Genomic DNA, 21,662 nt, shown 5'->3' with positions numbered 1-21,662 from the left:
TGACAGATCTGTGCCACGGGGCGCGAAACCCCAGGAAGGCTTCACCCGTGATTCTTCTGCTCTCCACGTCCGACACCGATCTGCTGAGCGCCCGCGCCAGCCAGGAAGCCGGCGACGGCGTCTCCTATCGCTGGGCCAACCCCTCGCGCCTGCTGGTCTCGGAAGACTTGCCGCCGCTGCTCGACGGCGCCGATCTCGTGATCGTTCGTATCCTCGGCAGCCGTCGCAGTTGGGAGGACGGCTTGGAGATGGTCCTCGCTTCCGGACTCCCCGTAGTCGTGCTCGGCGGCGAGCACGCACCGGACGCCGACCTGATGGAGTGCTCGACGGTATCCGCCGGCGTCGCTGCCGAGGCCCACAACTACCTGGCCGAGGGCGGCGCGCAGAATCTGGCACAGCTGCACCACTTCCTGTCCGACACCGTCCTGCTCACCGGTCACGGTTTCGAGCCGCCGGCACACCTGCCTTCCTGGGGGATCGCGGATTTCGCGCCCGATCTCGACTCGGCGACCGGTCCCGTCATCGCCGTTCTGTACTACCGCGCTCAGCACCTGGCCGGTAACACCCGGTATATCCAGGCGCTGTGTGACGCCGTCGCCGAGGCCGGTGGCACCGCGCTCCCGATCTACTGCGCATCACTACGAACCGCAGAAGCCGAACTTCTCACCACTCTCCGCCGCGCCGACGCCATGGTCGTGACAGTTCTTGCTGCCGGTGGCACCAAGCCCGCGACGGCGTCCGCCGGTGGCGACGACGAAGCCTGGGATGTTGCCGCACTCGCTGCTCTCGACGTCCCGATCCTGCAGGGGCTGTGCCTGACCAGTAGCCGCGCCACCTGGGACGAGAACGACGACGGACTGTCGCCACTCGACGTCGCGACCCAGGTCGCGGTGCCGGAGTTCGACGGCCGCATCATCACCGTCCCGTTCTCCTTCAAGGAAATTGACTCGGACGGACTGTCCACGTACGTCCCCGACGTCGAGCGCGCTGCCCGTGTCGCCGGGATCGCGGTCCGTCACGGCAAGCTGCGCCACATTCCCACCACCGAGCGTCGCGTTGCTCTGATGCTCTCGGCGTACCCGACCAAGCACGCCCGCATCGGCAACGCCGTCGGTCTCGATACTCCGGCGAGCGCAATCGACCTGCTCACTGAAATGCGTTCTGCCGGTTACGACCTCGGTCCGGTCGACGGTCCGGACGCAGTTCCCGGCCTGGCGGCGAAGGACGGCGACGCGCTGATCCATGCCCTGATCGCGGCCGGCGGCCAGGATCCCGACTGGCTCACTGCCGAGCAGCTCGAGGGAAATCCGATCCGAATCTCGGCAGCAAAGTACCGCGAATGGTTCGCCACGTTGCCCGAAGAGCTGCGCAGCGGCGTCGAAGAGCATTGGGGCACAGCGCCCGGCGAGCTCTACGTCGACCGCTCGCAGGATCCGGACGGCGAAATCGTCATCGCGGCACTGCGATTCAACAACATCGTGCTCATGGTCCAACCGCCCCGGGGATTCGGCGAAAAGCCCGTCGCGATCTACCACGATCCGGATCTGCCGCCGAGCCATCACTACCTTGCGGCCTACCGCTGGATCGCGGCGACGCCCGATGCTGGTGGATTCGGCGCCGACGCGGTTGTGCACCTCGGCAAGCACGGCAACCTCGAATGGTTGCCGGGCAAGACACTCGGCATGTCCAGCAACTGCGGCACCGACGCAGCCCTGGGCGACCTGCCGCTGATCTACCCCTTCCTGGTCAACGACCCGGGTGAAGGAACACAGGCAAAGCGTCGTGCCCACGCGACGCTCGTCGATCACCTGATCCCACCGATGGCCCGCGCCGAAAGCTACGGCGACATCTCCCGTCTCGAGCAACTGCTCGACGAGCACTCCAACATCTCCGCACTGGACCCGTCCAAGCTGCCGGCCATTCGCCAGCAGATCTGGACGCTGATGCGGGCAGCCAAGATGGACCACGACCTCGGCCTCGCGGAGCGTCCCGAAGAAGACGTCTTCGACGACATGCTCCTGCACGTCGACGGTTGGCTGTGCGAGATCAAGGACGTCCAGATCCGCGACGGCCTGCACATTCTCGGCCGCGCTCCCGAGGGCGACGCCGAAATCGAACTGGTACTCGCGATGCTGCGTGCCCGCCAGATGTGGGGCGGCGAACAGAGCGTTCCCGGTCTGCGTGAGGCCCTCGGGCTCAGCGAAGACGGCGACGAGTCCCGCAACCGTGTCGACGACATCGAGGAAAAGGCGCACGCTCTCGTTCGCGGCATGTACGACGCCGACTGGAAACCCGCTGCCGCCGAAGACCTCAGCGACGACGAGACCGTCGTGAAGATCCTGCAGTTCGCCGCCACCGAAGTGGTTCCGCGTCTGCGGCAGACGAACAACGAGATCAAGCAGGTCTTGCATGCGCTCGACGGCGGTTTCATCGCCGCCGGTCCGAGCGGCTCGCCGCTGCGCGGCCTGATCAACGTGCTTCCCACCGGTCGCAACTTCTACTCGGTCGACCCCAAGGCAGTTCCGTCGCGTCTGGCGTGGGAGACCGGTCAGGCCATGGCCGAGTCGCTCGCTGCTCGCTATCTCGCCGATCACGGCGAGTACCCGCGCTCGGTGGGTCTGTCCGTGTGGGGAACCGCCGCCATGCGTACCTCCGGCGACGACATCGCCGAAGTGTTTGCGCTCCTCGGTGTTCGCCCCGTCTGGGACGAAGCAAGCCGACGCGTGGTCAACCTCGAAGTCATCGATCTCGAAGAACTGGGCCGACCGCGCATCGACGTCACCGTCCGCATCTCCGGATTCTTCCGTGATGCGTTCCCGCATGTGCTCGCATTGCTCGACGACGCTGTTCAGTTGGTGGCGGCGCTGGACGAGACGGACGAGCAGAACTACGTGCGCGCTCACGCGCAGGCCGACCTTGCCGAGCATGGCGACGCCAGGCGTGCGACCACCCGCATCTTCGGTTCGAAGCCCGGAACCTACGGCGCCGGCCTGCTGCAACTCATCGACTCCAAGACCTGGCGCGGTGACGACGACCTCGCCCAGGTGTACACCAACTGGGGCGGCTTCGCGTACGGCCGTGGGCTCGACGGAATCCCGGCAGCCGACGACATGCGCAGCGCATACCGTCGAATCAACGTGGCGGCCAAGAACACCGACACGCGTGAGCACGACATCGCCGATTCGGACGACTACTTCCAGTACCACGGCGGCATGGTTGCCACCGTGCGCGCGCTGACCGGAAAGTCACCCGAGGCGTACATCGGGGACAGCACCCGGCCGGAATCGGTTCGCACACGCACACTTTCGGAAGAGACCGCCCGCGTCTTCCGGGCGCGTGTCGTCAATCCCCGCTGGCTCGACGCCATGCGCCGTCACGGGTACAAGGGTGCATTCGAGATGGCGGCAACGGTCGACTACCTCTTCGGTTACGACGCCACCACCAACGTGGTTGCGGACTGGATGTACGAGAAGCTCGCCGAGACCTACGTTCTGGACGAGCAGAACCAGAAGTTCATGACCCAGTCGAACCCGTGGGCCCTGCACGGAATCGCCGAGCGACTCCTCGAAGCCGCCGAGCGCAACATGTGGGAGCACCCCGAGCAGAAGACACTCGACGGCTTGCGTCAGGTGTACCTCGAAACCGAAGGCGAACTCGAGGGGGAGTAGATCTCGAAGATCACCGGCGGGTCCGGGCGCTGAAGTGTCTCAGCGTCCGGACTTGATGATCTGAGCGACGTTCCGCTCGGCCAGAGCCGTAATGGTCAGTGACGGATTGACAGTGCCGGTACTTCCCGGAATTGCGGCGCCGTCCATCACGTACAGACCGTCGTAGCCCTTGACTCGCCCGTAGCCGTCGGTGGCCTTGCCCAGAACCGCACCGCCGAGGGGATGTGCGGTGAACGAGGAATTGACGTCCTTCGCGAACGGCAACGCGGACGGCAGGGTGGTCCCGGCAAACGCCATCTTGTTTTGAACGGCGCGCAGGGCCTCGACGGTGGCGTCGTTGCCGTTCTTCGGCCAGTTCAACACGACCCGATCGTTGCCGCCGTCGTAAGCGAAGTCGGCGCGCTGTGAGTCGAGAGTCATACCCAAGGTTCCGAGCATGCCGATGTTCACGGGCAAGCCGGGAACGTACCAATTCTCGAGGGAGAGCGGCATTCCCGACTCGTCGACGATGCGCGACGCCGACGGCGCGGCCTGTGCGTTGCCGTCGCTGAAGCCGAACGAGCGCACCATTCCGGCGTCGCCGTTGGTTCCCCAGCCTTTGCCGATGTGTTCGTTGAGGTTCGGCAGCGCGCCGGTCGCCTGGGCGCGTACCAACAGTTCGGACGTGCCGATGGAGCCGGCGCCGAGGAACAACCGGTCACACGTGAGAGTCTTGCGCGCCAGAACGCCGCCCGTCGGATCCGTCGATTCGACGTCGACGACGTATCGTCCATCGCGTTCGCGACTGATTGCGAGCACCTGATGTCCGTAACACACGCTGGCTCGTCCGGTGGCTTCGGCGGCGGGAATGTAGTTCTGCGTGAGGTCGAACTTCGCCCCGTTGGAGTTGCCCATGTTGCTGTCACCAGCGGTGGCCGACGCGCGGGTGCGGCCGGCGAGCTCAGCGCGAACGACGTCCCAGTTCCAGATCCCGTCGATTCGCTGCGGATCGAAGCCCGCACGGCGAGCGTCCTGATCCCAGCGGCGCGAGTGACCGAAGTTCGGGGTTTGGTAGATGTCTTCGGGCAACGGACTCAGGCGCAGCATCTTGCGCACTTTGGGGTACCACGTTGCCGTCATCTCGTTGTAGTCGAGGGAGTTGCCGAAGACCGCGTCGAAGAATCGGCGCTCGGGGGCGATCATCACGCCGGTGAAGACGATGGACCCACCGCCGACTGCAGCGCCGCGCCAGACCGAGATGTGTTCGTAGTCGGTGGCATCGAGGACGCCGCTGAAGTAGTCGCACGCCACGGGGAGTCCGGTGAGGTTGGTGAACGATGTTCGCCGGAAAACTCCGCGGCCGTCGGCCAGCATGTCGGAGGTGTGAATCTCCCGTTGCGGATCGTGAGGCCACCGAAGTCCGCGTTCGAGGATGGTGACCTGGGTGCCGCTCTGCGCCAGCCTGAGGGCGGTGGCGCTTGCGCCGAATCCGGAGCCGATGACGATGGCTTCGGAATGCTCCGGGGGAGTAGGCGAGGGTACGAACAACTCGGGGACCAGCGCGCGGTAGTGATCAGCACCCATCGGTAGCGCCCGCAGAGGTGCGGGGGCTGCGTGGCTTATCGACGTCGACATGAGCGGTGCCGCGGCTGCAACTGCCACTCCCACCCCGGCCGCTTTGAAAAAGTCACGACGCTGCATGTCACGGCGCTGCATGTGTAAGTTCGACTCCCCAGTTCGACGGTTTGCCTCAGAATAACTCGAGATGGAGTTTGGGGACGAAACGGTGTGTCAAATGCCTATTGAAACCGGATAAAACGTGCATAGGAGGCAAAGTTCAGTCGAGGACGAGCAGTCGCCAGATAGTCGCGGAAGCCTGTCGGTGTTCAGCGGGAGGCGCTCGCACCTATCCTCGAGGAGTGAACCCCGACTTCAAGCGTGTCTCCGAGGCCAAGTACGTCCTACTCACGACCTTCCGCAAGGACGGAACGCCGGTGGCGACTCCGCTCTGGGCCGCGCCGGACGGCGACAAGCTCCTGATGTGGACAGTCACCGATTCCTACAAGGTCAAGCGCATCAGGCGAAACCCGTCGGTCACCGTTGCTGCGTGCGACGCTCGGGGAAATCCCAAGGGTGAACCGGTTGCCGCCGTCGCCGAGATCCTCGACGGACCGGGCACCGATCATGCTCGCGACGCGATAGCACGTCGGTACGGAATCCTCGGCTGGATCACCATGAAAGGCAGTCTCCTTCGCCGCGGCAAGACCGGAACGATCGGCCTTGCCATCACTTCGGCCTGACCCGGCGTCACTTGCCGAGCAGATCATCCAAGGCTGTGTCGAACTGCGGATAGGTGAATGGGAAGCCGTTGTCCGTCAACACTTTCGACACGGCATGTCGACCGGTCAGGCCCAGGGCCGCGTCGCTGCGCAGCAGGAACGCGCCGAGGCGGACCATGAAAGCGGGTGTCGGCGGGGCAGGTGGCCGGTGAAGGTGCTTGCGCAGCCCGGCCATCAGTTCTGAATTTCGGACAGGATCCGGGGCAGTCGCGATGACCACACCCGAGGCGGCCGAATCGGGTTCGAGGGCCCAACGCACGATCGACAGCCAGTCCTCGATGTGAATCCAACTCGTCCACTGCCTACCCGAGGCAACGCGGCCGCCCAGGCCGAAACGCACGAGCAACAGCAGTCGCTCGAGCGCCGGTGTGCCCTTCTCCAACACGACGCTGGTCCGCAGGATCACTACTCGAGACGTGTTGGCGCCCTCGACCGCTGCCTCCCAGTCCTTGGCGACGTCGGTCATCTGAGGCGGCCCGTCAGCGAGGGGAGAATCCTCGTCCAGACGGGACTCACCCGCATCGCCGTAGATCGCGAGCGTGCTCGCCTGGATCCAGACCGAAACAGGGCTCGGCAGTAGTTTCGACGCTTCGACCAGCGCACGGGTCGGATCGACTCGGGAGCGGGTGAGCAGTGCGATGTTTGCCGGTGTGGGTCGGCGATCGACCAACTCTCCGGCCAGATTGATCACCGCGGCGCCGTCGAGTTCTCCTGCCCAGTCGCCCACCGTGACGCCGTCCCACTGAACCTGCCTGTGCCTGCCGGGTTGCGGTGACCGAGTCAGGACCACGACGTCGTACCCGCGGCCGGCGAGATCGTCGCAGATCCGGCGGCCGAGAGCGCCGGTGCCGCCGGCGATCACGACCTTCGCCATCACTGCGCCTGACTGACCGAGGACATGTGGAAATCGGGAATGCGCATCGGCGGCATAGCCGTTCGAGTGAACCAGTCTTTCCACTCGCGGGGGAGCGTGATCTCGGTTCGGCCCGCCTCCGTGACCCGTCGCAGGAGATCGAGGGGGCTCTCGTTGAAACGGAAGTTGTTGACGGCGCCGACGATCTTGCCGTCCTCGATCAAATACACACCGTCACGCGTGAGTCCGGTCAACAGCAGCGTCGTGGGATCCACCTCGCGGATGTACCAGAGGGTCGTGAGCAGCAGTCCCTTCTCGGTACCTGCGATCATGTCCTCGATCGAGGTGTCGTCACCACCGGTCAGGATGAGATTGTCGCCGGGAACTGCGACTGGTCGACCGAATTCTCGGGCAGCGTGGCGCGGGTATGCCAGCGCATTGACAACCCCGTCTCGGACCCAGTCGACGGGTTCGATCTCCATGCCGTTGTCGAACAGTGAGACGGATTCGCTCGACGACGTCGTGATCACGAACGGCGCGGACTGCAAGCCCTCGGCCTCGGGGTCGGAGGTCAGCGTGAGTGGCAAGGCACCGAGTTTCTCGCCGATCCGGGTGCCACCGGTGGAGGAAAGTGCGGTGTGCCCCTCTTCGGCGCCGCGGCCCTCCATGGTCCACATCAGATAGATCATCAGGTCCGCCACAGCAGATGGCGGAAGAATCGTCTCGTAGCGGCCGGCGGGCAGGCTGACGGAATTGCCCGCCCAGTCGAGTCGAGTGGTCAACTGTGACAAGAGCTTCGGTATTGAAATGTCGCTGAAATCGACAGTTCCGGATCCGACCCAGGCACTCGCGTCGCCGCGCTTGCCGTTGATTTCCACTGAGCCGGTGGCCTGAGCCGTTCTGCGTCGCACGCCCGTCGAGGTTCCGAGCCAGGTGGTGTGCAACTGGTGGTGGGCGAAGCCGAACAACTGGTCGCCGCCGTCGAAGGCCTTCGACAGGTCGGCAGCCAACTGAGCGAAGACACCGATGTCGGTCAAGTCGGGCGGCAGGTCCCAGTCGGTCTCCGCCGCCGATTGGGTGATCAAGTCGGATGCGTCGTCGGCGGGAGTGGCTGTGCGAGCAGCTTCTTCGCTTGCCTGCACGAGCGCGGAGATCTGCTCCGGATCGACACTGCTGGAACTGACGGTGCCCACCTTCGCGATGTCACCTTCGCGCACGATCGAGATCACAGTCCACGTCCGGGACAGTGAGACTCCGTTGGTGGTCATCGAATTGTTGGCCCACCGGAGCGACGCTTCACTCGCGTCGGTCACGATCACCAACGATTCGTCTACCGTCCTCGCGGCCAGTGCACGCTCGACGACCTGCTGCGGATCGATCACTGCTGAGCCTCCGAACGGGTATTGAGGATGTTGACTCCGCGGAACAGAGCGGACGGGCAGCCGTGGCTGACCGCCGCAACCTGACCGGGTTGCGCCTTGCCGCAGTTGAATGCGCCTTGCAGTCGCCAGGTCGACTCTCCGCCGACGGCTTCCATCGAGCCCCAGAAATCTGTTGTCGTCGCCTGATATGCCACGTCACGCACCTGACCGTCGAGCTTTCCGTCACGGATCTTGAAGAACCGCTGACCGGTGAACTGGAAGTTGTAGCGCTGCATGTCGATCGACCAGGACTTGTCACCGACGACGTAGATGCCGTTCTCGACTCGTGAGATCAGGTCTTCGGTCGACGTGTCCGTGTGAGGGTCGGAGGAGAGCGAGACGTTGGCCATACGCTGGATGGGAACGTGATGTGCGGAGTCTGCGTACGAGCATCCGTTGGAACGCGTCAGTCCCAGCCTCGGTGCGAACACGCGATCGAGTTGATACCCGACCAGTGTTCCGTCGGCGACCAGATCCCACCGCTGAGCGGCGACGCCGTCGTCGTCGAATCCGACGCTGGCCAGACCGTGCTCTTGGTTTCGATCGGCGGTCACGTGCATGAGCGATGTTCCGTACTTCAGCGTTCCCAGCTTGTCCGGCACCGCGAACGACGTACCGGCGTAGGCCGCTTCGTAGCCGATTGCCCGGTCGTATTCGGTGGCATGTCCGATGGATTCGTGGATTGTGAGCCACAGATTGGTCGGATCGATCACGAGGTCGGTCGGGCCCGCTTCGACGGTCGGTGCCTTCGTTTTTTCGGCCAGCCACTCCGGTATCCGGGCGAGCTCGTCGCCCCAGTTCCACGTGCTCTCCGCCCCGAGATACTCCCATCCGCGCCCGACCGGCGGAGCCAAGGTACGCATCGATTCGAAGCTGCCGGCCGACTTGTCGACGGCTGTGGCTTCGAATTCGGGGTGCAGACGCACCCGTTGCTGGGTGATCGACGAACCGGCCAGATCCGCGTAGAAGGTCTGTTCCTTGACCTGGAGGACGCTCGCCGTGACGTGATCCACGCCGTCAGCGGCTTGAAGCCGCCCGGAATAGTCGACCAGCAGAGCTACCTTGTCGGACGTCGGTGTCGCGAAAGGATCTTCGAGGTACGGCGACACCCACGTCGCGTCGGCGTAGACGGGCTCGTCGGCGAGGGTGACCGGATCACGATTGAGCGAGCGCAATGCCTTCGCAACTTCGACGGCTTGGCGCGCCAGCGCAGCCGCGACGTCAGGGGACACCTCGGCGTGGGAGGCGAACCCCCAGGTGCCGTCGACGATCACGCGGACGGCGACCCCGATCTCGTCTCCGTCGGACACGGCTTGAACTACGCCGTCGCGCAACCTGATCGACTGTGTGAGCACGCGGTGGACACGAACGTCGGCGTGCTGGGCTCCGGCGGTTCTTGCTGCCGACAGCGCCGCGTCGGCGACGGCTCGCAGCGGGAGGGCGAGGAAATCTGCATCGACATCTCGGGTGACGGTCACGCACACGACGCTAGTCGACGACCGCCGATCTCAGCCGAACTGCTGCCATCCGAGGCGGATCACCATGGCGATCACGACAACCAACAGCGTGATCCTCACGAACCCCGATCCCTTGCTCAACGCCATCCGCGAACCGATGACCGCGCCGAGAACGTTGCAGACTGCCATCGCCAAACCCAAACTCCACCAGACATGTCCGGTGACGGCGAAGTACGCGAGCGCCCCGAAGTTGGAACCGAGATTGATCACCTTCGCCATCGCTGCGCTGCGGACGAATTCGGTTCCGAGGAAGGTCGCGAAGCTGACGATGAGGAACGTGCCGGTGCCCGGTCCGAGCAGACCGTCGTAGAGGCCGATGAGTCCGGCGGAGAGCAGCAGGACGAGAACGGTCCTGCGCTGCGTCGGACGATGAGTGGCGATGGTGGTGCCCAGCGTCGGACGCATGGTCACGAAGACGGCGACGGCGACGAGGACGACCATCACGATCGGAATGAAGTACTTCTTGTCGATCAGTGAAACGGCCGCCGCTCCGCACGCGGCTGTCACCGCAGCCAAGGCAGCTGCCGGAGCCAGCTGCCGCCACTCCATCGGGATTCGCCGGGAGAACGTGTACACCGCGGCGCTCGTCCCGGTGAAGGCCGTGAGTTTGTTGGTGGCCAGGGCCGCCTGCGGGGTCAATTGGGGCGCGACCAGAAAGAGCGCGGGCAACAGAATCAATCCGCCGCCGCCGACGACGGCGTCCACCCAACCCGCCGCCGTCGCTGCCGTCATCAGCAGTCCCCAATCAGCAATATCCACGGCGGTGACTCTTTCACAGCTGTGACACTCTTGAGCACATGCGGAGGTTCAGCCTGTGGCTGCGAGGAAAGCCGATGATCGCGGACAGCGCTCTGGCGCTCGTGTTCTTCGCGCTCGAAGTTGTCACGTTCGTGAGCTCACCTCGCGAGGAACGATGGCCTCAGCTCGTCGTCGGATTTCTGATCTGCCTGCCGGTCGTATGGCGTCGCAAATTTCCCCGCACCTCCGCAGCGGCCATATTGTCCATGTCGTATTTCGCGACCCTGATGATGTGGGCGACAGGGGACCCGGCTGCGGAACATCCAGGACTGCTGGCACTCGGCGTCTCGCTCTACACACTCGTTGCGTACGTAGATCGGCGCACCGGGGCAATCTTCGCGTGCTTCCTGGCCCTCGACATGACTCTCTCGTTGCTCGTGATCCGTCAAGACGTGATCCTCACGATCATCATCGCGACGCTGCTCTATGCGCTCGCCTGGATCACCGCCGAGTTCTTGAGCGCGCGGCGCGCGTACGACGAGGAAGTGGCAGCCAGACTCGAAGTGGCCGAGTACGAACGGGATCGGCGCGCCGAGGATGCGGTGGCCACGGAAAGAACCCGGATCGCCCGCGAGCTCCACGACGTCGTTGCCCACGCGGTCAGCGTGATGATCGTTCAAGCGGACGGAGCGTCGTACGCGGTCGAATCCAATCCGGCGTTGGCCAAGAAGGCGCTGGGCAATATCTCCAGCACCGGACGCGACGCGCTTGCCGAACTTCGCCGGACCGTCTCGCTCCTGCGCACCGAGGTAAGCAGCGACGCGATGCCGCAACACGGAACGGCTGGTATTGCCAAGGTCGTCGAGATGATGCGTGCCGCCGGACTCGGCGTGCGGCTCGAGCTGACCGGTGAACTCGACGACGTCAGTCCGTCGGTCAGCCTGGGCATTCATCGCCTCGTCCAAGAGTCCCTGACCAATGTCCTCCGTCACGCCGGCGCAAATCCGAAGGCACGAGTCACCGTGCGCCGCACCGAGACCGCGGTATTGCTCGAGGTGGTCGACAACGGAACGTCGAGTTCGACCTTCTCTCACGGTTCGGGGAACGGACTGGTCGGCATGCGCGAGCGGGTGGCGGTACTGCACGGGACACTCGAGACCGGACGACGCCCCGACGGCAGTTGGCGTGTCTATGCGGAACTACCACTCGAGATCCACGACTGATCCAGGCGATGTCTCTGTAACCAGGTGTCGGAGCAATCGCGTTGGCACCGACGTCTCAGGCCCGATAGGTTTACGCCGTGCCCATCACCGTGCTGCTAGTCGACGATCAGGAACTCATGCGGATGGGCCTGAACATGGTGCTCGAAGCACATGAAGACATCTCGGTCATCGGTGAGGCCGGCGACGGAGCCGCGGCGGTCGCAGCGGCGGTGGCGCTGAAGCCTGACGTCGTGTTGATGGACGTGCGGATGCCGATTGTCGACGGAGTGAAAGCCACGGAGCAGATTCTTGCCTCCGGGATCGAGTCGCGAGTCCTGGTGATGACGACGTTCGATCTCGACGAACACGCGCTCGGCGCCCTGCGAGCCGGAGCGAGCGGCTTTCTTCTCAAGGACACCCCGCCCGAGGATCTGGTGTCGGCCATCCGCAGCGTGGCGGCCGGTGATGCGGTTGTCTCCCCGAAGGTGACTCGTCGTCTGCTGTCGAGGTTCATCGTGGACGGTCCGGCGCCGCGACGCGATCCGGTTGTTCTCGACGTCCTGACCGAACGCGAACGCGAAGTCCTCGGACACGTGGCCACTGGCCTGTCGAACATCGAGATCGCACAGCAGCTGTACCTGTCCGAATCGACTATCAAGTCGCACGTCGGACGCATTCTCACGAAACTCGACCTGCGCGATCGTGTGCAGGCGGTGGTGCTGGCCTACGAGACCGGATTGGTGACTCCGGGCGCGTAGGCCGGCCACCTGTCAAGCGGCTAGCGGTTCGCTCTGGTCAGGCATCGAGCGCTTCGCTCTGGTCAGGCATCGAAGGCGCCCACTGTGGGGAGCACGATGCAGGACTTTCCGTCGGCGTAGTCGACATTGCCGAACAGTGCGGCAAATACCTTGCCGTCACCGGTGTCGACGACCTTCGAGAGCAACGGCGTATCGAGTACCGGCAACTTCTCGTCCAACGGGACGATGCCGCCCTTGAACGTGCCCACGTTGATCCAGGCGACACTCAACCCTGATGTCTTGGGGATGCCCACGTAACCCGGGATTGCCTGGAAACGAAGGTGATCGGCCTCGACCCACGGCGGCAAGGGGAAGTTCGGACCGGCCTGCGCGGAGCTGAGCGTGACGGTGACAGGCTCGCCGGCGATGCCGCACCCGATCGTCGGTGCCGGGTACATGAACGACTGAGGCTTCGTGACGCCGACGGCGGGGATATCGAGGGCTGCGGTGATCTGGTCGGCCCCTGCCGCGCCGATCAGCTGCTGGACAGCGGCGGACGCTTCGGGGGAGATGGCTGCGGCCTGGGCGATCAGCGCAGCAATACCTTCGGGTGCAACCGGTTCTGCGGTGGCGGTTCCGGCGCTCATCATCGTGCTGCCGGCGGTGAGTGCCACGACGGCGGCAGTGCCGGCGAGGGCAGCCGGGATGCGTCGGGCGAGTGTCTTGCCGGGGAGTCGGCTCATGTCGGGCTCCTTCATTTCATGAGGCCGGGAAATGCGGCCCGAAGTGACTTGACCACGTCCAGACTCTCAACGTCAACTTGAGGTTTAGAATCGTTAGCGGAGCGTTAGTTAACGCCAGGCAAGCCGACGGCGCCCCGCAGAGGCCCCATGTGACTCACGGCACCCGTCTGTTTTGCAGGTCTACATCGTTGTCGGGAGAAAAACCGGCCCCTCGAGCGTTGAACGGGTAGACCGTCTGAAAGGGGACGTCATGATCGCCGCCGTATTCCTCCTCTACGTGATCGTCGAGATCGCAGCCTTGGTCATCGTGGGCAACGCCATCGGTGTCGCCTGGACCGTGCTGCTGTTTCTCGCCGGATCGCTTGTCGGATTGATCCTCATGCGTTCGCAGTGGCGACGGGTCATGGACGGATTCCGTAAGGCCACGCGGGGTGAGGGATCGCCGTCACTGGCGGTCGCCGACGGCGCCTTGGTCGCGGCAGGCTCCGCGTTGATGTTCGTGCCCGGACTCGTGACTTCCGTTCTGGGCCTGCTGCTTCTGATTCCGCCGACCCGCTGGGCACTGCGCCCGCTTGCCGTCCTCCTGGCAGGCAAGCGCGCAACAGCATTTGCTGCCGGTGGTGACGCCTTTGCCGGAACCGTCGGCTACGCGGCGCGGATGCGCCGAAACGGCGAGGTGATCGACGGCGAGATCATCGTCGAGACACCCGAAACCACCGAGTACGTAGCCAGCAACGGCAAGGAACTGGTCCTCGAGGGTGAGATTCTGGACACGGATACACCCACCCGTTCGCGGGGGCCGCAGTACTAACAGGCAGACTGGGTGCTCGTGACTACTCGTCTGCTGGTCAACGGCCGGATCTACAGTTCATTTGCACCTGACGCGACCTCGATCGCCATCACCGACGGCACCGTCGTGTGGGTCGGCGACGAGCGCGCCGGACGGGCGTTGCACCCCGCCGCGGAGATCGAAGACCTGGGCGGTGCGTTTGTCACTCCAGGGTTCGTCGACACCCACGTCCACATCACCGCACTGGGACTCAATCTCGTCGGCCTCGATCTCGTGGGCGCGAACTCTCTGGACGAATGCCTCTCGCGAGTACGAACATTCGCAGCCGCGAACCCCGAAACTGCCCATCCCGACGCAGTCATCTGGGGACACGGTTGGGACGACACCGAGTGGGCCGAGCAGACGCCGCCGTCGACCGCAGATCTCGACGCCGCGGCACCTGGCCGCAAGGTATATCTCTCGCGGATCGATGTTCACTCGGCCGCGTGCTCGAGCGCATTGCGCGACGGCATCTCCGGCCTCGCCGACACCGCTGGATACTCAGCCGAGGGCCCGTTGACGTTCGACGCACACCACCTGGCGCGCAATGCCGCTCGGAATCTGCTGACGGAAACGCAGCGCGCTTCTGCTCGTACCGCTGCGCTCGATCTCTGCGCCTCACGCGGAATCGTTTCCGTTCACGAGTGCGGGGGACCGGACATCTCGGGATTGACCGACTTTCAGGAACTCCTGTCCCACGATCACGGCGTGGAGGTTCGGGGCTACTGGGGTGAACGCGTCGACAGCGAGGAGGACGCGCGCGCGCTCCTCGACAAGACCGGTGCACACGGACTCGGCGGGGATCTCTTCATCGACGGTTCTCTCGGTTCACACACCGCCTGGTTGCTCGAACCCTATGCAGACCAACCTGATTCGACGGGAAACGCCTACCTCGACGTCGACGCGATCGCCGCACACATCCGGGCTTGCACCCTCGCGGGTGTCCAGGCCGGATTCCACGCCATCGGTGACGGCGCCGTGTCGTCGGCAGCTGCCGCGTTCCGGAAAGTGGCCGACGAACTGGGTGGCCCCAAGGTCGCCGCGCTGGGTCACCGCCTCGAACATGCGGAGATGATGTCGATGGCCGACGCGGAAACCTTTGCCGCCTTGGGCGTCATCGCGAGTGTCCAGCCGGTGTTCGACGCACTGTGGGGCGGCACCGACGGCCTGTACGCGACACGTCTGGGCCTCGACCGCGCGGCAGCTCTGAATCCGTTTGCACCCGCTGCCGGTAAGGGCGTCTCACTCGCATTCAGTTCCGATGCGCCGGTCACCCCGATCGAGCCGTGGGCGATGCTGCGCGCCGCTGTTCAGCACCGCACCGACGGAAGTGGGATCTCGCCGCGTGCGGCCTTCTCCGCAGCAACACGCGGTGCTTGGCGCGCGGGCGGCGTGCGGGACGGCGCCGCGGGAACGCTCAATCCGGGCGCGCCGGCGTCCTACGTGTTGTGGGAGGCAGGCGAACTCGAAGTGAGTGCACCGGCCGACTCGGTTCAGCGATGGTCCACCGATCCGCGCTCGCGAGTACCCGCTCTGCCGAGGTTGGCGGAAGATGCGCCGATTCCGGTCTGCATCGAGTCCGTGCATCGCGGACGCGTCGTCTATCAGCGCAGCTCGACGAGTGAGTGAGCGCAGCGCCGAGGCGCCCGGCAACGATCGCTCCCGCGTGAACGCTGTGCTCACCGGTTCGGCATGGCTGCGTTCGCTCTACGCAGCCGCAGGTGGATTCCTGATCTTTGCCGGGTTCCCACCCCGCCCACTGTGGTTCTTGGCGCCCGTCGGGATCGCTCTTCTGACGTGTGTCTTGACCAACTTCGGCCGCGGCGGACTTCGCCTGCGTGCCGGCTTCGGTTACGGGTACCTAGCCGGTCTCGGATTCCTGGTGCCGCTGCTTCCGTGGATCGGTGTGTTCGTAGGCGCGGTCCCGTGGATCGCGTTGGCCGCGGTGGAGTCGTTGTTCATCGGACTGTTCGGGTTGCTCGCTGTCCTGGTGGCGAGGTTGCCGTGGGCACCGTTGTGGATTGCCGCGACCTGGACGCTCACCGAGTGGCTTCGTTCCAGCGTTCCTTTCGGCGGATTTCCCTGGGGCAGGCTCGCATTCGGTCAATCCGAAGGGTGGCTCCTTCCCCTTGCGAGTGTCGGCGGTGCGCCGCTGCTCAGTTTCGCGGTGGCCCTGACCGGTACCGGCTTGGCAGCAATTGCCGTCGCTGTCGCAGTCAAGCGGTGGGACCGAGGATTCTTCGGAGCTGTTGCCGCTGCCCTCGTGCCCGTGATCATTGCCCTTGTGGCGTCGCCGTTCCTGGCCACCATGGATTCCGGCGACCGAACGATCACCGTCGCGGCGATTCAGGGAAGCGTTCCGCGGTTGGGCTTGGACTTCAATTCGCAACGCAAGCAGGTCCTCGACAATCATGTGAGCGAAACCGTGAAACTTGCCGCCGAGGTGGACGCGGGCCGCATCGATCAGCCTGACGTCGTGATCTGGCCGGAGAACGCCTCGGACATCGACCCCCTGCGAAACGCCGATGCCGCGGCCGACATCACCCGAGCCTCCGAAGCGATCGGGGCGCCGATTCTTGTCGGCACCGTACTCGTCAATGCCGATCGCACGACCACGAACTCGGTGATCGTGTGGGACGGCGCGGATGGTCCTCAGGAACAACACGACAAGAAGATCATCCAGCCGTTCGGCGAATACCTGCCTTACCGGAGCTTCTTCCGGAACTTCTCGTCCTATGCCGATCGCGCGGGCAACTTCGTGCCCGGCGAAGGCAACGGGGTCGTCCACGCAGCGGACGTACCCATCGGCGTCGCAACGTGTTACGAGGTGGCGTTCGACCGAGCCTTCCAGGAGTCGGTCCGCAACGGTGCACAACTTCTCGCGGTACCCACCAACAACGCCACGTTCGGCGACACCGAGATGACGTATCAGCAGCTGGCGATGTCGCGCGTGCGGGCAGTCGAGCACGGTCGCGCGGTGGTCGTTGCTGCGACCAGTGGTGTCAGCGCGATCATCGGTCCCGACGGCGCGGTGACTTCGCAGACCGAACTGTTCGTGCCTGCCGCACTGGTGGCGAAGGTGCCGCTCTCGACCAGCATCACCCTCGCCACCCGAGTAGGCCCGGCGCCGGAAATCGTGCTCAGCATCATCGCTGTCGGCGCGATTGCCTTGGCAGTGATCGCCAGACGCCGGGACAAGGCCGAGCTACCTGCCGAAAAGACGGTAGCAACCTGAGCCTCGGGAATCACTCCCCACCAACAGGGACGGAAAACAGGGAAGGCCGCATCACGCGACGGCAGTCCCCTCGAGTTCGACCATTTGACCCGGGATTGCCAGCCTAACCACGCCGAGCATCGTCGTGGTTGGTGCGACCCCGGCGGCGGCCAGCCGTGAGGCCAACATGCCGTAGTGCGAGAACAACAGGTCCACATCTGTGGTGTAGACGTTGAGACGGACCAGGTTTGCCAGACCCATGCCGGCCTCGGCGAGCACTGCCTCCATGTTGTCGAGGCTGAGCGCTACTTGCGCAGCCATGTCGCCTTCATTCCGAGGTCGACCGTCTTCGCTCATCGACGTCTGGCCTGAAATGAACAGGGTCCGAGTCTGCCCGGAGACAATTTCACCTTGGTTGAATCCCATTTCCGCCGACCACGTCACCGGGTTGACTGCCGTTCGCTCCATTGCCACGTCGACTCCATTCGATTGTTCGAAAAACGTATGGGCGAGGGCTCGACAGCCCCCGTCTCCACCGTCGTGGAAGAAGCCTGTCAATAAATCACGACACCCTATGTCATGTATTTCGGTACATTTTCGGAATGCGCGCTGATCGGTTGGTCTCGCTCGTGCTGATACTGCGCCAACGGGGCCGACAGTCCGCGGACGCACTGGCACGTGAGTTGGAGGTGTCCACACGTACTGTGTTGCGCGATATCGAGGCTTTGTCTGCGGCCGGGGTACCGGTCTACGCCGAACGCGGTCGAAACGGAGGTTTCGCGCTGCTACCCGGTTTCCGAACCGAACTGACCGGACTCAACCACGACGAGGCACTTGCACTGCTGACCGCGGGATCGGCGCGTGGCGAGCAGGTTTTCGGACTCGGCTCGGAGCTCGCTTCAGCCATGCGCAAGGTCGTCGACGCGCTACCCGAAAGCAATCGAGTTCTCGCGGACATTGCCGCCCAGCGGTTTCTGATCGACCCCGAGAAGGATCTGCTCTCACGGCGACAAGTCACCGAGGAAGTGCCCGACGCGATCTTGATCGAGGTCCGGCGTGCGGTGCTTGCCGGGCACAAGCTGCGGATCCACTACGCAGCGGTGAACCGGGCGCCGAAGTGGCGCACGGTGGATCCGGTCGGCCTGGTCACGGTGCGCGGCAAAGGCTACCTGTTGACCGTGACCTCTGGCGCTGACCGGACTTATCGGTTGTCTCGGATTCTGGCCGCAGAGGAACTCGCCGAACTCGCTGAGCGGCCGGCCAGTGTCGATCTCGAACAGATCTGGCAGGAACGCAGTACGCGCTTTCGGGCGGGCGGAGACCAGGTGGCCGTGCGGCTGCGGCTGAATCCGGCACGCAGGGAGGAGTTGGTAGAGACCGCGCTGGGCGTGCATGCCGTAAATGCCGGAGACGACGGATGGCTGCGGATGGAGGTCACCTTCCAAGATTCGCGACATGCCGAATGGGCGCTGTGGCAGCTTGGCGTCGATGCGGAGGCGTTGGCCCCGCAGTCGCTGCGCATTGCCCTGTTGAGCCGCGCCGCCGCAGTGGCGGAAAGCTACCGCGACTCGTCCTGACGCTTCAGGGGCCGTCTTCGCGGGTACTCGCTGTGCCACCCGTTCCAGCGCAAAGGCGGCGTTCCGTGACCGAGCCCGAGAAGACCCAGCCACAGAAGACCGAGCCCGAAAAAGCCGAGCGACAGAATGCAGTTCGTAAAACGAGCGTGGTCGATGCGGTTCTGCAATCACCGCTCGCGGGCCTGTCGCCGTGGATCCTGCTGTCTTTACTCTCCGGGCCGGGAAGGTTCGAGGAATCCGCAGCTGCCGCGCTGGGGTTGTCACTGCTGATTTTGGCGGCCAGTCACCGGCGCGGTGGCACCGTGAAGCTGTTGGAGGTCTTCGACGTCGCGTTCTTCGGCGTTCTGGCGGCCATCGGGTTACTCGCGTCGGCGAACACGATTCGGTGGTTCGAACTCTGGGGAGGCGAACTGACCAACATCGCACTGGTGGTCTTCGCCTTCGGGTCGATCCTGCTCCGCAATCCTTTCACTTTGCAGTACGCGAAAGAGTCGACGCCCGAGGAGTATTGGACGACGCCCTTGTTTCTGCGCATCAACTACGTCATCACGGCAGTATGGGCGCTCGCCTTCACCTGGTCGGCTGCGGTGGGCCTGTTCGGAGATGCACGGCTGCACGACGGTGACAACTTCTGGACCGGATGGATTCTGCAGTTGCTCGGAACCTTCTTCGCGATCTCGTTCACCGAGTGGTACCCCGAGTACGCGCCGAACAAGGCCGCTCAGGCGCAGGGCCTCGATACCGAACCCCCGCAGTCGATTTTCCGACTGTTCGACTTTCTGCCGGTGTTCATAGCCGTGACCGGAATCGCAGGGCTGGTGACCGACTCCGTTTCCGTGACCGCAGGCGTCACGTTGATCCTGGTCGGCGTTTTCGGATATCTGGCGATGCGAAGATTCACGGTCGACTAGAAGGTCGCAGTCATCGCGCGCCGACGGAAACCCGGTGCACGATTGTTTCGGTGACCGGCAGAGTGTTGACCGCCTCGATCGCATCCCACTTGTACTGGCCGCATGTGCCCTGGGGAACGAGCGGCCGCATACCGTACCCCTGATCGTCCACAAGCCACACGGTCGGCGGAACTAGCTGGTCTGTCATGCAAGAAGGATCCCGAGGGTCGGAGGGCACTCTGAAGGCGGACAGTACCGCCGACAGATCGCCCCTACGATGCTGCTCGACCCAACCGATCGTGCCATCGCCCCTGCCATCGCCCCTGCCATCGCCATCGCCATCGCCATTGTCATTGCCATCAGTACCGAAGTCGCAAGTGATCACGTGAGTGGGGGTGAATCCGTCGGGGATCGATTTCGGTTCGGAAACGAGCACTCCGGTGCCGAGCGACGCGCCGAGATTGTCGGCGAGGCAGGTCGCCGGCTCGAGCATCGAAAGATCGGCTGTCGGGGGAGCCGGGGCGGAGCCCAGCACCGGGGACTCGGCACTTCCGCAGCCCACAAGGAGAAGCAGTGTGCCCGCGCCGACAAACATTCCTGACGGTCTCATTTCGACACCGTATCCGAGGTGTCCCCATGCCGTATCGAAGTTTCATGCCGTATCGAAGTTTCATGCCGTATCGAAGTTTGGTGCACCGAAGTTTGGTGTGTCGCAGGGTGGGGGATACAGCTCACACTGGTGCACGAAGCAGTGCCGATGGTTCTCCAGCGCGAATCCAGCATTCGCGCACTGTCGGCTCGCGAGTGCGCCTGGATGCTGAATGACGTTGTACTGAAATATCTTTCAGTAGGGCGAAGCATCTGGAGTTGCCACGTCGAAGAAGGGCCGAAGTATGACGTCGACTTGTGAACGATCACTCCCCGAAGAACGAGAAAGACCGCCCGGTGTAGAACCGGACGGTCTTGATCGAAGTGCTAGTTCATGCGCCGCGACGCTTGGCCTTCAGCAAGTCGAGACGCTCTTTGAGGAGCTCTTCGAGTTCCTCGACCGAGCGACGCTCGAGAAGCATGTCCCAGTGGGTACGGGGAGGCTTGACCTTCTTGGCTTCGGGAGCAGTTCCCTCCATGAGGCTGCCTTCGAGGCCGTTACGGCACAACCAGGTACCGGGGATCTCGGCTTCGTCCGCGAACGGGATGTCGAAGATCTCGCCGTTCTCGCACTTGTACTTGGCCATACGACGGGGCGCGAGGTCATGGTCACGGTCGGTCTCGTAGCTCACAGCTCCGAGTCGGCTACCTCGAAGTACGCGATCTGCCATGGTGGTGTCCTCTCTTCGTTCGTCACCGCTGGTGGGCGCCCTGACTTGGGGAGTAGACGCTCACACTCATCTACAACGCCACGAGCACCCGATTGGTTCCCGTGTGGCGAGAAGACGCAACCTCTCCATCTTACCGGGTACCGTGCGCGTTCATCGAAGGCGTCCGAATCTCGAGTACAGTGTCGACTCATGGCTGAGAGCACACGCGTCGGATCACCGCAGACTGCGCGTTCCGGAAACCCGTGTGTGTGGTGCGGCCGCGAGGTCGCGGTAACGGGAGTGGGTCGTCGTCGCCGGTACTGCAGCCAGTCCTGTCGCCAGCGCGCCTACGAACAACGCAGTGCTGTCAAAGGCACGTCCATCCCGGCTGACGCCGTCATCTTGACCGCCGTCGAGGCTGTCGAACTGGTGGATCGGATGTTCGAGGTCCGCTGCGCCGCCGAAGATGTGGCGACAGCTGTTGCCGAGGGCGCCGAAAGTTCGGAACTCACACAGTTGTGTGAACGGTTGACCGAACTTGCCCGCGAAGCCGAACGTTTCCGGTGAAGCAGGTGTGGGCAACCGGTTTCTAGCCTTGCGTTGAGCACCGCAGCACTGCGGTGCGCCTGACGCCTGACGACGACAAATTCTGATCCT

Annotated in this window: 20 protein-coding genes; 11 read left to right on the top strand and 9 right to left on the bottom strand. The window is 64.2% G+C overall.

Annotated elements, in window-relative coordinates; genetic code table 11:
- Positions 1-47: 47 nt before the first annotated feature.
- Positions 48-3,668 carry a cobaltochelatase subunit CobN gene (cobN, locus tag ACFT1A_RS04835; protein WP_378446030.1) on the top strand — a complete coding sequence of 1,207 codons (3,621 nt, stop codon included), beginning with the start codon at positions 48-50 and terminating at the stop codon, positions 3,666-3,668.
- Between the two features lie 39 nt (positions 3,669-3,707).
- Here the strand turns inward: cobN and ACFT1A_RS04830 are convergent, their stop codons facing one another.
- Positions 3,708-5,363, bottom strand: a complete 1,656-nt coding sequence (locus tag ACFT1A_RS04830; RefSeq protein ID WP_378446029.1) for a GMC oxidoreductase — start codon at positions 5,361-5,363, stop codon at positions 3,708-3,710.
- A gap of 203 nt (positions 5,364-5,566) precedes the next feature.
- Between ACFT1A_RS04830 and ACFT1A_RS04825 the strand changes: the two genes are divergently transcribed.
- Positions 5,567-5,947, top strand: coding sequence for a PPOX class F420-dependent oxidoreductase (locus tag ACFT1A_RS04825; protein WP_378446028.1), 381 nt, complete (start codon positions 5,567-5,569; stop codon positions 5,945-5,947).
- A 7-nt stretch (positions 5,948-5,954) separates the two neighbouring features.
- Here ACFT1A_RS04825 and ACFT1A_RS04820 read toward each other — a convergent pair whose 3' ends face one another.
- Genes ACFT1A_RS04820 through ACFT1A_RS04805 form a run of 4 tightly spaced genes read right to left on the bottom strand, consistent with a single transcriptional unit; the run spans position 5,955 to position 10,536 of the window.
- Positions 5,955-6,860: a TIGR01777 family oxidoreductase gene (locus ACFT1A_RS04820; protein WP_378446027.1), complete on the bottom strand. Its 906-nt coding sequence runs from the start codon at positions 6,858-6,860 to the stop codon at positions 5,955-5,957.
- Positions 6,860-8,221, bottom strand: a complete 1,362-nt coding sequence (locus ACFT1A_RS04815) for a metallopeptidase TldD-related protein (RefSeq protein WP_378446026.1) — start codon at positions 8,219-8,221, stop codon at positions 6,860-6,862. The genes ACFT1A_RS04820 and ACFT1A_RS04815 overlap by 1 nt, the downstream gene beginning before the upstream one ends.
- Complete coding sequence (locus ACFT1A_RS04810; protein ID WP_378446025.1) at positions 8,218-9,738, bottom strand: TldD/PmbA family protein; 1,521 nt, start codon at positions 9,736-9,738, stop codon at positions 8,218-8,220. The genes ACFT1A_RS04815 and ACFT1A_RS04810 overlap by 4 nt, the downstream gene beginning before the upstream one ends.
- Positions 9,739-9,768: 30 nt before the next feature.
- Positions 9,769-10,536: a TSUP family transporter gene (locus tag ACFT1A_RS04805; RefSeq protein WP_378446024.1), complete on the bottom strand. Its 768-nt coding sequence runs from the start codon at positions 10,534-10,536 to the stop codon at positions 9,769-9,771.
- Positions 10,537-10,574: 38 nt separating this feature from the next.
- On the opposite strand from ACFT1A_RS04805, the gene ACFT1A_RS04800 reads away from it, so the two are divergent.
- Positions 10,575-11,738 (top strand): sensor histidine kinase, encoded by a 1,164-nt coding sequence (locus ACFT1A_RS04800; RefSeq protein WP_378446023.1) that lies wholly within the window; start codon positions 10,575-10,577, stop codon positions 11,736-11,738.
- 77 nt (positions 11,739-11,815) lie between these two features.
- Positions 11,816-12,475: a response regulator transcription factor gene (locus ACFT1A_RS04795; protein ID WP_003945024.1), complete on the top strand. Its 660-nt coding sequence runs from the start codon at positions 11,816-11,818 to the stop codon at positions 12,473-12,475.
- A gap of 62 nt (positions 12,476-12,537) precedes the next feature.
- Here the strand turns inward: ACFT1A_RS04795 and ACFT1A_RS04790 are convergent, their stop codons facing one another.
- On the bottom strand, positions 12,538-13,197 hold the full coding sequence (locus ACFT1A_RS04790) for a hypothetical protein (protein WP_378446022.1): 660 nt from the start codon (positions 13,195-13,197) through the stop codon (positions 12,538-12,540).
- Positions 13,198-13,447: 250 nt separating this feature from the next.
- Here ACFT1A_RS04790 and ACFT1A_RS04785 point away from each other — a divergent pair, with 250 nt between their 5' ends.
- Genes ACFT1A_RS04785 through lnt form a run of 3 tightly spaced genes read left to right on the top strand, consistent with a single transcriptional unit; the run spans position 13,448 to position 17,261 of the window.
- The gene (locus ACFT1A_RS04785; RefSeq protein ID WP_378446021.1) at positions 13,448-14,008 is read left to right on the top strand and encodes an FxsA family protein; all 561 of its coding nucleotides are present in this window, start codon (positions 13,448-13,450) and stop codon (positions 14,006-14,008) included.
- 12 nt (positions 14,009-14,020) lie between these two features.
- Positions 14,021-15,655, top strand: a complete 1,635-nt coding sequence (locus tag ACFT1A_RS04780; protein WP_378446020.1) for an amidohydrolase — start codon at positions 14,021-14,023, stop codon at positions 15,653-15,655.
- Between the two features lie 37 nt (positions 15,656-15,692).
- Positions 15,693-17,261 (top strand): apolipoprotein N-acyltransferase, encoded by a 1,569-nt coding sequence (lnt, locus tag ACFT1A_RS04775; protein WP_378446124.1) that lies wholly within the window; start codon positions 15,693-15,695, stop codon positions 17,259-17,261.
- 51 nt (positions 17,262-17,312) lie between these two features.
- Here lnt and ACFT1A_RS04770 read toward each other — a convergent pair whose 3' ends face one another.
- Entirely contained in the window at positions 17,313-17,708 is a 396-nt protein-coding gene (locus ACFT1A_RS04770; protein WP_378446123.1) for a RidA family protein, read from the bottom strand.
- A 134-nt stretch (positions 17,709-17,842) separates the two neighbouring features.
- Here ACFT1A_RS04770 and ACFT1A_RS04765 point away from each other — a divergent pair, with 134 nt between their 5' ends.
- Together ACFT1A_RS04765 and ACFT1A_RS04760 are read left to right on the top strand one after the other, a co-directional pair.
- On the top strand, positions 17,843-18,817 hold the full coding sequence (locus ACFT1A_RS04765; RefSeq protein WP_378446019.1) for a helix-turn-helix transcriptional regulator: 975 nt from the start codon (positions 17,843-17,845) through the stop codon (positions 18,815-18,817).
- Positions 18,818-18,882: 65 nt separating this feature from the next.
- Positions 18,883-19,728 (top strand): hypothetical protein, encoded by an 846-nt coding sequence (locus ACFT1A_RS04760; RefSeq protein ID WP_378446018.1) that lies wholly within the window; start codon positions 18,883-18,885, stop codon positions 19,726-19,728.
- A gap of 10 nt (positions 19,729-19,738) precedes the next feature.
- On the opposite strand, the gene ACFT1A_RS04755 is transcribed toward ACFT1A_RS04760, so the two are convergent.
- Positions 19,739-19,915: a hypothetical protein gene (locus ACFT1A_RS04755; protein WP_378446017.1), complete on the bottom strand. Its 177-nt coding sequence runs from the start codon at positions 19,913-19,915 to the stop codon at positions 19,739-19,741.
- Positions 19,916-19,984: 69 nt separating this feature from the next.
- Here ACFT1A_RS04755 and ACFT1A_RS04750 point away from each other — a divergent pair, with 69 nt between their 5' ends.
- Entirely contained in the window at positions 19,985-20,308 is a 324-nt protein-coding gene (locus tag ACFT1A_RS04750) for a hypothetical protein (protein ID WP_378446016.1), read from the top strand.
- 379 nt (positions 20,309-20,687) lie between these two features.
- Here the strand turns inward: ACFT1A_RS04750 and ACFT1A_RS04745 are convergent, their stop codons facing one another.
- Positions 20,688-21,026: an RNA polymerase-binding protein RbpA gene (locus tag ACFT1A_RS04745; protein WP_230815631.1), complete on the bottom strand. Its 339-nt coding sequence runs from the start codon at positions 21,024-21,026 to the stop codon at positions 20,688-20,690.
- 189 nt (positions 21,027-21,215) lie between these two features.
- On the opposite strand from ACFT1A_RS04745, the gene ACFT1A_RS04740 reads away from it, so the two are divergent.
- Positions 21,216-21,572 (top strand): hypothetical protein, encoded by a 357-nt coding sequence (locus ACFT1A_RS04740; protein WP_192804714.1) that lies wholly within the window; start codon positions 21,216-21,218, stop codon positions 21,570-21,572.
- The last annotated feature ends 90 nt before the right edge of the window (positions 21,573-21,662 follow it).

Origin of the sequence: Rhodococcus sp. NPDC057135 (assembly GCF_042670865.1) — a bacterium.
Lineage (GTDB): Bacteria > Actinomycetota > Actinomycetes > Mycobacteriales > Mycobacteriaceae > Rhodococcus_F.
This window is presented reverse-complemented; position numbering and strand designations above follow the sequence as displayed.

Excerpts from the sequence above, each read along its gene's own strand:
- ACFT1A_RS04745 (WP_230815631.1), bottom strand. The coding sequence starts at position 21,026 with ATGGCAGATCGCGTACTTCGAGGTAGCCGACTCGGAGCTGTGAGCTAC.
- ACFT1A_RS04820 (WP_378446027.1), bottom strand. The coding sequence starts at position 6,860 with ATGGCGAAGGTCGTGATCGCCGGCGGCACCGGCGCTCTCGGCCGCCGG.
- ACFT1A_RS04790 (WP_378446022.1), bottom strand. The coding sequence starts at position 13,197 with ATGAGCCGACTCCCCGGCAAGACACTCGCCCGACGCATCCCGGCTGCC.
- ACFT1A_RS04830 (WP_378446029.1), bottom strand. The coding sequence starts at position 5,363 with ATGCAGCGCCGTGACATGCAGCGTCGTGACTTTTTCAAAGCGGCCGGG.
- ACFT1A_RS04785 (WP_378446021.1), top strand. The coding sequence starts at position 13,448 with ATGATCGCCGCCGTATTCCTCCTCTACGTGATCGTCGAGATCGCAGCC.
- ACFT1A_RS04750 (WP_378446016.1), top strand. The coding sequence starts at position 19,985 with ATGCTGCTCGACCCAACCGATCGTGCCATCGCCCCTGCCATCGCCCCT.
- ACFT1A_RS04800 (WP_378446023.1), top strand. The coding sequence starts at position 10,575 with ATGCGGAGGTTCAGCCTGTGGCTGCGAGGAAAGCCGATGATCGCGGAC.
- ACFT1A_RS04770 (WP_378446123.1), bottom strand. The coding sequence starts at position 17,708 with ATGGAGCGAACGGCAGTCAACCCGGTGACGTGGTCGGCGGAAATGGGA.
- ACFT1A_RS04765 (WP_378446019.1), top strand. The coding sequence starts at position 17,843 with ATGCGCGCTGATCGGTTGGTCTCGCTCGTGCTGATACTGCGCCAACGG.
- ACFT1A_RS04755 (WP_378446017.1), bottom strand. The coding sequence starts at position 19,915 with ATGACAGACCAGCTAGTTCCGCCGACCGTGTGGCTTGTGGACGATCAG.
- ACFT1A_RS04740 (WP_192804714.1), top strand. The coding sequence starts at position 21,216 with ATGGCTGAGAGCACACGCGTCGGATCACCGCAGACTGCGCGTTCCGGA.